The following is a 13361-nucleotide window of genomic DNA, read 5'->3' on the forward strand; positions in this document are numbered from 1 at the left end:
CCTAAGACCAGGTCCGGAACTTCGCCGGCGGCTGGTACAAGCCACCCGACCAATCCACCAGATCATTAATCGTCTGTGCGGCCAGCAAGGAGCGTTTGGCTTGTCTGCGCATGATTCCGAGATCCTCTGGCAGAGCTATAATACCTCTGCTGCGCAGCTCGGTCACATCCTGCTCACTGCTTGTCATGCCAAGCGGTGTAACTCCGGCAATGGCAGCCAGCGCCTGCTTCCGTTCCTCCAGACTGTCCGTTTTGTACAAGTAGGCAATGCCTTCTTCTGTGACGGTGTGAGTAACATCATCCCCATAGATCATCACCGGCGTAGTTGCCAGACCGGATTCATCCTTCACCTTAATGGCATCCAGCGAATCCACAAAGACCGGCTTCTTGTTGGCGCCATAAGTCTCGATCATCTGAACGACCAGCTTGCGCCCTTTGGACAGCTCATGCGGATGCTCAATCATATCCAGCCAAGCCGGTGAGGCATGGCGGCGTCCGCGTGGATCATGCCCCATGTTCGGCGCCCCGCCGAAGCCGGACAGGCGGCCTGCAGTTACTGTGGATGAATTGCCGATCGGGTCCATCTGCAGAGTCGAGCCGATGAACATATCTACAGCGAACTGGCCGGCAACCTGACCCATTGCCCGGTTGGAGCGCATCGTGCCATCCTTACCTACAAAGAACACATCAGAGCGGGCTGAGATATATTTCTCCATCCCCACTTCGCCGCCGAAGCTGTGAATGCTCTCTACCCAGCCGGTTTCGATCGCGGGGATCAATGTCGGATGCGGGTTCAGCACCCAATGCTTCGCAATTTTGCCCTTGAGTCCAAGCTGTTCTCCATACGTTGGCAAGAGCAGCTCTATGGCTGCGGTATTGAATCCGATACCGTGGTTAAGCGACAGCACCTGATGTCTGCCGTAGATGCCCTTAATCGCCATCATCCCCATCAGAATTTGCAGCTCTGTGATGTTCTGCGGGTCACGGGTGAATAACGCCTCCAGCGCATAGGGCTTATCCGCCTGAACAATGATATCTACCCAGGATGCCGGAATATCCGTTCTTGGCAGCACATCAACAATTTCGTTGACCTGTACAATCACCAGGCCGTCCTTGAAGGCGGCGGCTTCCACAATCGTCGGCGTTTCTTCCGTATTGTACCCGGTATACAGATTGCCTTCGCGGTCAGCCCTGTCTGCAGCCACCAGAACCACATCCGGGATCAGATCGACGAAGAGGCGCCCGAATAATTCAAGATACGTATGAATGTCACCGAGCTTCAGTGTTCCATCCTCAATCATTTGGGCGACACGCAAGCTCTGGGAGCCGCAGTAAGAGAAGTCCAGTTTGCCCGCTATGCCTCGCTCGAAGATATCCAGATGCTCGGGTCTCGAGATGCTGGACATAATCATGTGCAGATCATGAACCTTCGCCGGGTCCACCTCCAGAAGCTTCTGGGACAGGAACGATGCCTGCTTCTGATTATCCCCCTCCAGAACTACCCGTGCGCCAGGCTCAATCAATGCCTCCATGAGTTCGACAATCCGCGAAGGATCGACGTATTTTCCATCCAGCCATTTCTGGACCTTGGTTAATTTCTCAAGCTTCTTATCGCGTTTTTGTGACCAGGAACGCTGCACCTTATTCATTCTTCCTGCCCCTTCCATTTTTTGATTAAATACTGCGTTGCTTCAAGTCCTACCTCATCCAGGGTAATCTGCCGGGTATCCGGGTGCGCTTGCTTCACCAGACGGGACAGCGTGTTTCCGGGAGGCATTTCAATGAAACAATCGGCTCCAGCTTCAATGCATACACTTGCCATGTCCATCCACCGCACCGGATAAGCCACATTTAGAGCCAGATCCTCGGCAATTTTCTCCTTGACCCGGATGATCCTGCCCGTATGGTTGGATAAGTAAGGAATCTTCGGCTCATGCAGCGGAACCTTTGAGATTAATTCTGATAACTCCTGGGATATACTTAACATCAGAGGAGAATGGGAGGGAATAGGTACCTTTAACAGCATAGTCTTAGCCGCTCCCAGTGCTCTGGCATGTTCAAAGGCAAGGCTGATTCCCGCAAGTGAACCTGAGACCGCAATTTGCTGATCCGCATTCATATTGGAGAGATACACCGGCGCCTCCTGGGTATGAGACAGAGCAACGGCTTGCTCCACTTCATTTCGCGTAAGGCCGATAATGACTCCCATCCCATAGCCCCGGTTGTAGGAGGAATCCATCAGATTGGCCCGCCGCCAAACGATTCGCAGCGCATCCTCGAAGGAGAGCGCCCCTGCAATTACCGCTGCCGGAAAAGCGCCTATCGAATGTCCTGCCACGAATTGCGGGGTAATACCCTGTTCCATCAGCCCGCCCGCCGCAGCGATTCCCTTAATGAACAACGCCGTCTGAATCCAGACGGTTGAAGCCAGCGCCTCTGCATCATCGCGCGGTTCTGTCCCTAAGACACTTGTTGCTTTTTTCACATACTCGGATACGTCTTGCAGCATACCGGGAATTTGTGAGCCTTGACCCGGAAACATAAATACTATATTCAGAATCACACCACCTTTAGCTTTGTGCGGATTCGAGCTAGTTACATTTACAATTGTATAGAGCAGGCATAACCCTGTACAATACATAGATGCATATATTATTGATAACCTGATGGTTATATAAAGGAGCCAGGTTCAATGGAACTTCTGCAGCTTAAGTATTTCCAAATCACGGCGAAATATGAGAACGTAACCAAGGCTGCGGGTGAGCTGTTTATTTCCCAGCCGGCGCTCAGCAAAATGATCAGAAATCTGGAGACAGAGCTAGGCGCTAAGCTGTTTGACCGCGAGGGGAAGCATATTGTACTGAACGCATACGGGAAGAAATTTCTCAAGCGGGTGGATCAGGCGATGTATGCCCTGGAGCAGGGCCTTACCGAGGTCAAGGATATGAAGCAGGTGAAGATTGAGATCATCACTCTTTATATCGCTGTAGGCTCCATGCTGCTGCCAAACATCGTGCGGCAATTCCGCGAGCGCTATCCGCATATCCGTTTCAACCTGACCCAGCATCAGGCCCAATTTAGGAAAGGTATCGCTTACGACTTCGCAATCACCTCCGAGATCATCGAAGGCAGCGAGCAAATTGTTCTGTTAGAAGAAGAAATATTGCTTGGCGTTCCTGTCTCTCACCCGCTTAGTACCTTCAGTACCGTAGCCTTAAAAGATCTTGAACATGAGAAATTCATCAGCCTGACCACCGGAAATGCACTGCGCAGAACTACAGACCGCTTCTTCGCCCATCTCTCTTATGATCCGGATATTGTATTTGAGAGCGATGATCCGGCTACGGTAAGAGGATTAATTCAGTCCGGTCTCGGCATCTCTTTTATCCCTTCCGTGCTGTGGAATAAGGTACTCACCGAGGACATCAGGTTAATTCCGATAAGCGAGCCACTTTGTATGCGTACCATCTATTTGTCCTGGTCTGCCGGGAAACCGTTCACGGACACGGAGAAGTCGTTCTTCGAATTCATCATCCAGCTGTTCAGAGATATCAGCTCGTCCCCGGAGCAGCGAATATCGAAGGGGGATTAAACGTGATTACCAGCATAGTGAGGATGAACTTGACCGGAGCAATAAACATGAGGATTTGTTTCCAGCTGCGGGTACTGCCGATCCACTAAGCTACATCTGAACAATTCAGGAACTCCATCTTCATCCGTTCCACGTTAACCGCGACTCCGGCTTGTAATCACGCAGTGAAACATTTAGCAGACATTCCCCCGGCATACGCTGGCATGGCAATCATCCGGTTACGGAGATTCTTATACCTCAGGTAAGGCTTTACCGGCTGCACATAATTACCGGAATGGATGAGGTGCACCGCAGCAGCCTCTGTTGATTGTGCAAGAGCAGCCCAATCCAGGCCTACTGCCCGCAGATCCTGGTCATTTAAATACAGCAACCTGTCTCCTCCTTCTACGGTCAAGGTAGGAACTCTTCATCTGCTACCGACAGCTCCGCTCCGAATTGGCTCTGCACCCAGGTGTCCGAGTATACCGTATCGAGATACCGTTCTCCCTTATCATGCAAGATGGCGGTGCAGACTGCGCCGGGAGGAATCTCCTCCTTAAGTTGCCGAATAGCAGCAAGCACTGCCCCGGAGGAAGCTCCGGCCAGAATGGATTCCCTGCGGGCCAGCGCCCGGCAGCCCTTCACCATATCAACGTCGGCAACATGCACAATCCGGTCTATCAGGTCCAGTCTACATAACGGGGGCACAATACCGGCACCCAGTCCAGGGAAGTGCCGCTTCTTCGGATGGCCGCCAAAAATAACGCTACCCTCTGCATCCACCGCCACAATCCGGGTCCGCAGTCCCTTGTCCTTCACGTATTCTGCCAGTCCGTTTATCGTTCCGCAGGTACTGACACTACAGAACAGGTAATCGACCTGCACCAGTTCCTTCACGATCTCCGGCATAGTCGTATCATAATGGGATAAATAGTTATTGGGATTGGCATACTGATTCGGCCAATAGCTGCCCGGTATCTCCTTGAGCAGCTGCTGCACACGCTTCAGCCGGGCCGGCAGGAATTCCCCGGTTTCGGGATCAGGGCGGTCAATGAAATCAATAGCCGCACCCAGGGCATTCAGCATCTGAAGATTCATCCCGGTGGTTCTGGCATCCACCACACTGATGAAGGTCATCCCCAGCTGCTTGCATATCATGGCCAGGCTGATGGCCATATTCCCGGAACTGGATTCAATAATAACGGTCCCCGGCCCGATAAGGCCTTCCTTCCACGCTTCCCGGATCATCCGCAAGGCTGGGCGGTCCTTTGCGCTTCCTCCCGGGTTCATCAGCTCCATTTTGGCGTAGACGCTGAACCCGCTGGCAGCAAACAGATTATCCAGCTTCAGGAGTGGTGTATGTCCGATGGCCGATAAAATCCCGCTGGTAAGCTGAGGCTCTGCCCGCTGCTCCACTGTCTGCGGCTCCGTTTGATCTTTCCGGTAATACAGCTTCTTGTTTTTCACCTGTCCGCCCGCAAGCTCCCTGTCATCTGCCGTCAGAATGACTTCAATATCGTCAAGCAGGTGATTTGCGATCATCAAACCAATCTCCGGGATGCATGCCCTGATCTCTTCCCTGATGACCGGAACGCAGGATGGAGCCGCCGACCTGCTCTGGATATACACAGATAATGCATTATGGCTGACCCCGACCCGGACCCTGGCCTGCTGAAGATGACGGTAGACCACCTGTTCAATATCGTAGATGCTGATTTTCTCCCCATGCTTCAGCTCACGGCCCACCCGTTTGACGATGGACTGGAAGCTCTGCCGCTCCACCCCGTCTACCTGTACAGTCCTGAAATCCCTCACAACATCATAGGTGACAAACCGGAGGGCTGGCAGCAGCTTACGCACGGATGAGGTAAGCACGAGAATTCCTTCGCCGCTTGCCAGCGGGTCGAGTCCTTCCCCTACGATCTCCGTTCCCACAGCTTCGGCAACGATGCCGTCAGCCAGCAGATACCGGCCCAGCTCATGCGAATAATAAGCAATCGTGCCGATTTCAATCGACCCGTACGTATCGGTAATATCCTGCGGCTTCAGGCCGAACAGGCGGGCCATGTTCTGCTGCCACTCGCGGGTAGCGATCTCGCCGACCAGAATGATTTTGCGGATTCCAAATGCCCGGGGGTCCTCCGCAGCATATACGATATGATCCAAGATAGAGGGCATGGTGTACAACAGGTCGGGCTGGAAAGCCTGAATACGCTCAATATGCTGTTCTACCGGCAACTCGAAGGGAATGGAGCTGTTAACCAGTCCCAGCCGTGCAAAAATAGCCAGCGCCGTATTCGCAGCATGTCCGGTCCCCATATCCGCCAGCGCCCTGGTACATCCGCTTCTCTGAAGCAATTCCCCGAACAGCCTGGTTTTGATATCGATATAATGCTGTTCATCCTCTTCCGAATAGACGATTGATTTACGCCGTCCTGTACTGGTGCCCAAGGTCCGGTAGACGGCAAGAGAAGCATCGGGTTCGTTATTATAATAATGAGTATCCAGCAGATCCGAAGTCATAAGGGGAAGCTGCTCCAGACTGTAATTCACGTGCTCATTGCCGATAAGATCCTGGTACCAGGGGAAGTACCTGATTACTTCGTTTACTTTATCCCGCCACTGCTCCGCCATTCCTTTCGACGCCTCCCGCACCGGTTGCCTGAACGCAGCCTCCCGGATGAATACCTTCAATAATCTATGTAATCATCTGCCTGTGTGTTCAGCCCCGGGGCATCCGCCCAAGCCAAATCCGGCTCTGTACCGTACTATAGCCTATTAGAGTCGATAGAACGGGGGAGTAGCATGAAGGAGCAAATCAGCCGAATATCCAATAAATTAACGAAGACAACGATACTGGCGAAGAAGTCTGAATTAAAGCGGCATATCCCGGAGACCCGAAAACTAAGCCGGAGAGTACTCCAGGCCATGCTGCAAAATCATCAGATGGTCTATATTAAGCCCTGCTGCGGCTCGTTAGGCGAAGGGGTCATAAGGGTTGAACAGCGGATACTGCGGAGCAATAGCGGCGCTGGCGGAAGCGAGGCTGATTCGGGGAACGCGCGGTCCTACCGCTATCAGGCAGGGACAAGGATAAGCACATTCAGTAATTATAACGAGGCCTATCAGTCCCTCTTGGCGGAGACCCGGGGCCGGACCTATCTGGTGCAAAAGGGCATCCGGCTGCTGACTTACGGCGGACGGCCTTTTGATATCCGTGTGATGGTGCAGCGTAATCTTCAGGGGAAGTGGGAGGCTACAGGAGCGGCGGGACGCGTGGCGCATCCGCAGAAGGTAGTTACGAATGGCAGCCAGGGCGGAACCATCTATCCGGTGGAGACGCTGCTGAAGGCTTACACCCGTTCCGAGAAGTGCAAGACTCTGCTTGCCCAAATGTACGGACTTGGCGTGAAGTGCGCCATCCAGTTAAGCTCTGCCTATCCCGGACTTAAGGAAATCGGCCTAGATTTAGCCTTGGACCGGCGGCTGACTCCCTGGATTCTGGAAGTGAACACCGCCCCTGATCCCTGCCCGTTCACCAAGCTGAAGGATACCCGGATGCTGAACCGAATCGTAAGATACGGCACAGCCTACGGGCGTACGTACAATCTGAAGTGCCAGAAGGCCAAGAGGGGCGTGTAGGTACAGCTTGCCCCATCCTTGCGCCCGGCCTCCTGGCCGAGCGCAAGCTTCAGTGGTCTTCCCGGTAAGCGCCCGGGGTGCTGCCGGTATATTTTTTGAACACCTTGTTGAAGTAATGCTTGTTCTCATACCCGACCCGGCGTCCGATCTCACCTACCGACAGATCCCGGTGGAGGCTTAGCAGCTTCTGCGCTTCCTTGATCCGGGTGGTATTCAGGTAATTGACGAACGTATCGCCGGTGACCTTCTTGAACAGGCTGCTAATGTAATTCGGATGAAGATGCATCAGCTCAGCCAGATGATCCAGGGACAGGTCATTCATGTAATTCAGCCGGGTATAGGCAAGAATCCGTTTGGCATGAGGCGGACAGTCCGTACTGTCCAGGGAGGGAAGATTCCGGCTCACCAGACTCAGCAGCCGGGCTACCTCCTCCTTATCCACCGGCTTCAGCAGGTAGTCCACTACCCCGTAACGGAGCGCCCGGCGGGCATATTCGAAGTCATCATGTCCGGTAAGAATAATGAAGCGCTCACATAAACCGTTCTCCTTCGCCTCCTCCATCATCTCGAACCCGTTTTTCTCCGGCATATGCAGATCGGTTACCGTCACATCCGGCATGTATTCCTTCATAATCTGAAGCGCCTCGAAGGCGTCACCGGCCTCGCGGATCTCAGCCCCGACCGGCGCGGCTCCGCCAATTACCTTCACCAGCCCTCCAAGGATAATCGGCTCATCGTCTACGATCAGAATTCTCATGCTTGCTCTGCCGCCCCTTTCGATAGGATGATGGTCAGGCAGGTCCCCTTGCCCTCCTCACTCTCAAGAACCAGCCGTGAGGTCCCGCCATAAAATGATTTAATTCGCTCGCTGACATTATACAGGCCCACGCCTCCCTCCGCCTCCTCCTGAGTCCTCACCTCTTCTCCGCGGGATAACCGGGCGCGAATAAGCCGCACCTGGTTCTCAGGAATGCCAATGCCGCTGTCCGATACACTGATTCGAATCTCATCCGCCGTCTCCTTCGCCTGAATCAGGATATGGACCGGCCGCAGCGTCACAGCAGCTCCGTGAATAATACTATTCTCAACCAGCGGCTGGAGGATGAATCTTGGACAGATCAGGTTCTCGGCAGCCACAGCGATATCGACCTCATAGGTAAGTCTTTTTTGCAGCCGCATTTTGTGAATATTGAGGTAGAAAACTACGGTCTCAAGCTCTTGGGAGAGAACGGTATGATCGTCCTGGGCGGACAGGCTGTAGCGCATCAGCTTGCCGAACCAGTAAGAGATCTCCGCCACTTCCTTGTCGTTGTTCGATTCGGCCAGCATGCGGATGGTCTCCAGCGTATTATAGAGAAAATGCGGCTTGATCTGGGCCTGGAGCACCTTGTAAGCGGCTTCCTTATTGCGCAGCTCGGCCCGGTGAACATTGTTGATCAGCTCATCCATGCGCAGAAGCATCGAATTATAGGTCTCAGTCAGGAAGCTGATCTCATCCCTGCGGCCCGGCTTATCTTCCTTGCTGATGGACTGCTTCAGATTATCATCATTCAGGTTGCGCATATGTCTGGCGAGCCGGAGTACGCGCTTCGTAATCGTTGATGCGAGTGTGTAATAGGCGAACGACAATAACGCAAGCAGCACCGCGAATGTCGTAATCATCACCAGCTCCTGGCTCCTGATCGAGCGGAACACCTCGGATACCTTGCCGATGACGGCGACACGTACGCCCAGTTCCTTCATATATAGCTGATTAACAATGACCTCCCGGTTAATGAAATAGGTCTGTGCTTCTCCCGAAGTCAGTCTGCTCCAGGTGGCATCGTCCACCGCTGCGGGGATACCTTCCCGCTCCAGCGGCTCGCCCTCTGCCGGCAGAAGCAGCGCGGTCCAATCCCCTCCGCCTGTTGCCCGGTAGAATTTGCGGATCAGCTCACTGCCAACCCGCAGCTCCAGTAGTCCCACAATCTCGGTAAAGTCATTATTATATATTTTCTGGTAGAATACCAGCGGGGGCGCTTCCACCTCAGGATCGGGAATGATCCATTTGCCCTGTCCCGGCCGCAGCATACGGGTAGCCTCGGCACCCTGTTCGTTCAGCGCCGATAGTTCGAGCAGCCGGTCAGTAATGGGCAGCACGCCCTGCTTGGTTATATAGATTCTGAACGTGTCGATCTCAGGACTGATATTAAGCGATTGCAGAATCACCGGATTGATATAACGGTTATAGGCATATACGCTCTCTGAGTCCGTCTCATAGCTGCCGTCCAGATAGTCGGTGACATACGGGTTGTACTGCAGCATACGCTGGGTGGAATCAATCCGGGCCAGATCCGCCTTCATATTGGCATAGGCCTGCTCCAGTATCTTTTGACGGCTCTCCACAAACTGGCTGCTTACACTGTCATAGATCTTACTATAATAATAGTAGCCAAACGTAACTACAGGAATAAAAATCAGAAAAATATACCCTACTATCATCTTGCGTACAATGCTCACGGCAGTCTGTCCCTCCGGTGCCCGACTTGTGTTCTCTCATCCTACCATGAACATGTAAAACCCGGTAGAGACAGGTCTCTACCGGCAGGATTTCGCTTACTTGAACAGTTCTTTCTTCTTCTGATAGGTCGCATTCGCCCAGTCGGTCAGCTTCTGCAGGCCGATGTTCTCTGCGTTCTTCAGCATATTCTCATAGGCTGCTACTGCGGCTTCCTCCGATTCAGCCAGATAGATTTTGACCTTCTCATTCTTGACCATCTCATCGATCTTGGTCTTAATGGTCTTCTCCTGTGAATCCGGCTGGGTCTGGATCAAGCCGAGCTCCGGCTTGTAGATACGGACCGCCTTCAGTTCCATCAGCGCCTGGGTCTTCTGCAGCTCAGGAACATAGGATAGCATACCTTCGGTAACCCCATCGTTATAGAGATACCACCATTTAATCCCGTTGCTGTTCACGAAATCGGCATCGGACGGATTGTATTTGAAATCGGGGTGGCCTTCTTCATTCCAGGTCCAGTGCACGCCCTCTACCCCGAACATCGTCAGCTTCTTGCCCTCGTCGCTGGCCAGATATTGCATGAATTTGATGGAGGCCTCCGGGTCCTTATTCTTCTTGGTGATGAAGGTTCCGGAGAAGCCGAGTCCTGAGCTGACTACCTTGGCATCCTTCGATAATACGCTTGGCAGCATCTTGAAGGAGAAGTTCCCCTGATTGCTCTTGATCTTGATGTTATCGGTATCTGCGGTGGAGACGGTGTGGCTATGGGCGAAGGCTTTACCGCCCGTAGCATATTGATCATCAATCTGGTCATTGGCCAGTGCGAAATTCTCAGCCAGGATATAGCCGTTGCGGTACAGGCTATTCATGAACTTGAAGAAGTCCAGCATCTTAGGCTGCCTGATCGCATATTCCACCTTGCCGTCCTGTTCATACCAGCCGTCGAGCAGGGTCTCCGTACCGAATTGGGCCAGGAAATACTGCTCGATCCAGTCCTTGTCCATGATCAGCGGGACCATCTCGGGATATTTCTCCTTGACCATGCCCAGCACCTTGACGAAATCATCCAGGGTCTTGATCGGCGGATTCCCCAGCTCTTTCAGAATATCCTCCCGTACCGCGATGCCCGGGTTGCCGTCGCTGCCTAACGAATATTTACTATTCGCCATCTCCTCCTGGGTAGCAAAGGAATTCCGCACGGTATAGAACTTGCCGTCATCCATGGTATGAATAGCGATCCGGGTCTTGTCAATCTTGAAATCCGGCGCATATTTCTCAATCAGCTCATTCCAGGAATATGACAGCTTCGAGTCGGATAACCGGTCTATGTTGGAAGAGGTGAACACCAGGTCCGGCAGGTCACCGGAGGCAATCATGAGCGGAAGCTGCTTATCATCGGTAGCGACCGTAACCTTGAGCTTCACTCCTGTCTTCTCGGTAATCATGTCAGCGACCGGGCCCTTCCATTCCGTAACCGGGTACCACGACGCATCGATGAAGAGGCTTAACTCCTTCACCTGTCCGGGCTTGGCCGGCGCATTCCCGCCTGCTGCGGCGTCCGGGCTGCCGGACGGGGCGGGCTGGCCGGTATTTCCCCCGTTACCGCCGCAGGCGGATAACACGACGGCCATTGAGAGTGCGGCTGCAACGATCTTGAAGCTTCTGCTTTTGTTCAAGCTAATCCCTCCATGATTGAATTAATGAGCTGTATGAGCAATGGAACATTTGAACACTGAAGCACTGGCCTAGCCTTTGACCGAACCCAGCATGATGCCATGTACGAAATACTTCTGCAGGAACGGGTACACACAGATAATGGGAACAATGGAAACGACCATTGAAGTGACCTGTAAGGAGAAGCTGGTCACACCCGCCGAGGCACTGTTGGCTACCGCCAGCGAATCCATCGGAGAGTTGCTCTTGTTGATGACCTCCATCATGCGGAAGGCCAGCGTACGCAGCTCCTCGGACTGGACGAAATAAGCCGAATCCAGCCAGGAATTCCATTGCCCGACCCCCATGAACAAGGCCATAGTTGCCAGCACCGGCGTTGAGACCGGCAGGATGATGCGGAAGAATATCGTAAGCTCACCGGCCCCGTCTATATGCGCAGATTCTTTTAGCTCAGCGGGAATTTCACGGAAGAACGAGATCGCAATGAGCAGGAAGAACGTGCTGAGCATGGACGGGATAATGTACACCGCAAAGGAATTTAACAAACCTAGTGAACGCAGGACTACATAATAAGGGATCAGTCCGCCGGAGAAGTACATGGCAAATACGATCACTGTGAAATAGACCTTGCTGAATAACAGATCTCGATGGGATAGACCGTAAGCGACGATGCTGGTGAGCAGCAGTCCGAGCAAGGTGCCGGACACCGTCCGCAGTACGGAGATCAGGAACGCCTTCACCCACTTGGGATCATCCATGAACACCCGGTAATTCTCCAGGGTAAAGTTCCGGGGCCACAGATACACACCGCCCAGCAGCGAGTCCGAGCCTTTATTGAAGGAAGCAATTAACACATAATAGAACGGATACAGCATCGTGAGCATAATAATGAACAATACCACATAGATCACGCTGTCAAAAACCAAATCCTTCTGCCGCTGACTCTTCAGCATAGCCTTCCCTCCTCTCTCTAAAACAGACTGGAGCCTGATACCCGCTTGGCAATATAGTTACTGGAGAATATCAGCGCTACCGAAATCACCGATTGAATTAAATCGATCGCCGCTGCATAGGAGAACCGCCCGTCGCTTAACCCCACCCTGAATGCGTAGGTCTGGACAATCTCAGAGGTTGGATTATTGATACTGTTGCCTAGCAGGTAGGCCTGCTCGAAGTTGGAGCCCACCAATCCGCCGCCGAGAATACTCCCGATGGTCAGCACCAGTACAACAACGATAGTTCCCTTCATCCCCGGCAGGGTGATATAACGGATTCGCGCCAGCCTTCCGGCACCGTCAATCTCAGCAGCCTCATACTGGGAAGGACTGATCCCCGATATCGCCGCCAGAAAAATAATCGTCCACCAGCCCATCTCCTTCCACACCGCACTCCCTACCGCCAGCCCCCAAAAGTAATTCGGACTGGTCAGGAAGGCCAGCGGCTCATCCGTGAAGCCCATCGCCATCAGCGCCTTATTGACTACACCGACATCGGCGGACAGGAAGGCATAGGATACGCCAACCACGACCACCCAGGAGATAAAATGCGGCAGATAGCTGATTGTCTGCACAAACCGCTTGAAGGCCATGTGCTTCACTTCGTTCAGCATGATCGCCAGCAGGATCGGCGCCGGGAAGGCGAAGATGACCTTCAGCAGACTAAGGACCAGCGTGTTGCGGACCAGCTTGCCGAATTGATAGTCATGGACGAATTCATCGAAATACCTCAGCCCGACCCAATCGCTGGTGAAGATTCCTTTGATGCCGCTGGAGATGCTGTAATCCTTGAACGCCATCAGAATACCGAACATCGGAGTATACGCGAAGATCAACAGATAGATCATGCCTAGCCCGACGAACACATGCAGTACTTTCTGTTTTTTAAACCGCTTCCATAAAAACGACCGCCGGCCGCCGCCGGTTCCGAGACTTCTTGGCTGTGTTTCCAATTCCATATGCGCTCCTCCCTCGTACCTTTA

The 13361-nt window shown here is 53.1% G+C and carries 11 protein-coding genes; 2 read left to right on the top strand and 9 right to left on the bottom strand.

Annotated features, from left to right (window positions below; genetic code table 11):
* Position 1: 1 nt before the first annotated feature.
* On the bottom strand, positions 2–1648 hold the full coding sequence (gene mdcA, locus MHH78_RS23705; protein ID WP_339313745.1) for a malonate decarboxylase subunit alpha: 1647 nt from the start codon (positions 1646–1648) through the stop codon (positions 2–4).
* Positions 1645–2562 carry an ACP S-malonyltransferase gene (locus MHH78_RS23710; RefSeq protein WP_341169005.1) on the bottom strand — a complete coding sequence of 306 codons (918 nt, stop codon included), beginning with the start codon at positions 2560–2562 and terminating at the stop codon, positions 1645–1647. Before MHH78_RS23710 ends, mdcA begins: the two co-directional genes overlap by 4 nt.
* Positions 2563–2691: 129 nt before the next feature.
* Here MHH78_RS23710 and MHH78_RS23715 point away from each other — a divergent pair, with 129 nt between their 5' ends.
* Positions 2692–3591, top strand: coding sequence for a LysR family transcriptional regulator (locus MHH78_RS23715; protein ID WP_341169006.1), 900 nt, complete (start codon positions 2692–2694; stop codon positions 3589–3591).
* A 157-nt stretch (positions 3592–3748) separates the two neighbouring features.
* Here MHH78_RS23715 and MHH78_RS23720 read toward each other — a convergent pair whose 3' ends face one another.
* Both MHH78_RS23720 and sbnA read right to left on the bottom strand, forming a co-directional pair.
* Positions 3749–3961 carry a hypothetical protein gene (locus MHH78_RS23720; protein ID WP_341169007.1) on the bottom strand — a complete coding sequence of 71 codons (213 nt, stop codon included), beginning with the start codon at positions 3959–3961 and terminating at the stop codon, positions 3749–3751.
* 20 nt (positions 3962–3981) lie between these two features.
* Positions 3982–6204 carry a 2,3-diaminopropionate biosynthesis protein SbnA gene (sbnA, locus tag MHH78_RS23725; protein WP_341169008.1) on the bottom strand — a complete coding sequence of 741 codons (2223 nt, stop codon included), beginning with the start codon at positions 6202–6204 and terminating at the stop codon, positions 3982–3984.
* Positions 6205–6375: 171 nt separating this feature from the next.
* On the opposite strand from sbnA, the gene MHH78_RS23730 reads away from it, so the two are divergent.
* Positions 6376–7212 carry a YheC/YheD family protein gene (locus MHH78_RS23730; protein WP_341169009.1) on the top strand — a complete coding sequence of 279 codons (837 nt, stop codon included), beginning with the start codon at positions 6376–6378 and terminating at the stop codon, positions 7210–7212.
* 49 nt (positions 7213–7261) lie between these two features.
* Here MHH78_RS23730 and MHH78_RS23735 read toward each other — a convergent pair whose 3' ends face one another.
* The 5 genes from MHH78_RS23735 to MHH78_RS23755 form a co-directional block, all read right to left on the bottom strand.
* The gene (locus tag MHH78_RS23735) at positions 7262–7969 is read right to left on the bottom strand and encodes a response regulator transcription factor (protein ID WP_341169010.1); all 708 of its coding nucleotides are present in this window, start codon (positions 7967–7969) and stop codon (positions 7262–7264) included.
* A complete protein-coding gene (locus MHH78_RS23740) occupies positions 7966–9711 on the bottom strand; it encodes a sensor histidine kinase (protein WP_341169011.1) in 1746 nt (581 codons plus the stop codon). The genes MHH78_RS23735 and MHH78_RS23740 overlap by 4 nt, the downstream gene beginning before the upstream one ends.
* Before the next feature lie 96 nt (positions 9712–9807).
* Positions 9808–11385, bottom strand: a complete 1578-nt coding sequence (locus tag MHH78_RS23745; RefSeq protein WP_341169012.1) for an extracellular solute-binding protein — start codon at positions 11383–11385, stop codon at positions 9808–9810.
* 69 nt (positions 11386–11454) lie between these two features.
* On the bottom strand, positions 11455–12336 hold the full coding sequence (locus MHH78_RS23750; protein WP_036729917.1) for a carbohydrate ABC transporter permease: 882 nt from the start codon (positions 12334–12336) through the stop codon (positions 11455–11457).
* A 17-nt stretch (positions 12337–12353) separates the two neighbouring features.
* Positions 12354–13337 (bottom strand): ABC transporter permease, encoded by a 984-nt coding sequence (locus MHH78_RS23755; RefSeq protein ID WP_341169013.1) that lies wholly within the window; start codon positions 13335–13337, stop codon positions 12354–12356.
* Positions 13338–13361: the final 24 nt, after the last annotated feature.

Origin of the sequence: Paenibacillus sp. FSL H3-0333, from assembly GCF_038002805.1 — a bacterium.
GTDB classification, from domain to species: Bacteria; Bacillota; Bacilli; order Paenibacillales; family Paenibacillaceae; genus Paenibacillus_AQ; species Paenibacillus_AQ silagei.

Coding starts and splice junctions, on each gene's coding strand:
- MHH78_RS23755 (WP_341169013.1), bottom strand. CDS start 13,337: ATGGAATTGGAAACACAGCCAAGAAGTCTCGGAACCGGCGGCGGCCGG.
- MHH78_RS23715 (WP_341169006.1), top strand. CDS start 2,692: ATGGAACTTCTGCAGCTTAAGTATTTCCAAATCACGGCGAAATATGAG.
- sbnA (WP_341169008.1), bottom strand. CDS start 6,204: ATGGCGGAGCAGTGGCGGGATAAAGTAAACGAAGTAATCAGGTACTTC.
- MHH78_RS23735 (WP_341169010.1), bottom strand. CDS start 7,969: ATGAGAATTCTGATCGTAGACGATGAGCCGATTATCCTTGGAGGGCTG.
- MHH78_RS23730 (WP_341169009.1), top strand. CDS start 6,376: ATGAAGGAGCAAATCAGCCGAATATCCAATAAATTAACGAAGACAACG.
- mdcA (WP_339313745.1), bottom strand. CDS start 1,648: ATGAATAAGGTGCAGCGTTCCTGGTCACAAAAACGCGATAAGAAGCTT.
- MHH78_RS23750 (WP_036729917.1), bottom strand. CDS start 12,336: ATGCTGAAGAGTCAGCGGCAGAAGGATTTGGTTTTTGACAGCGTGATC.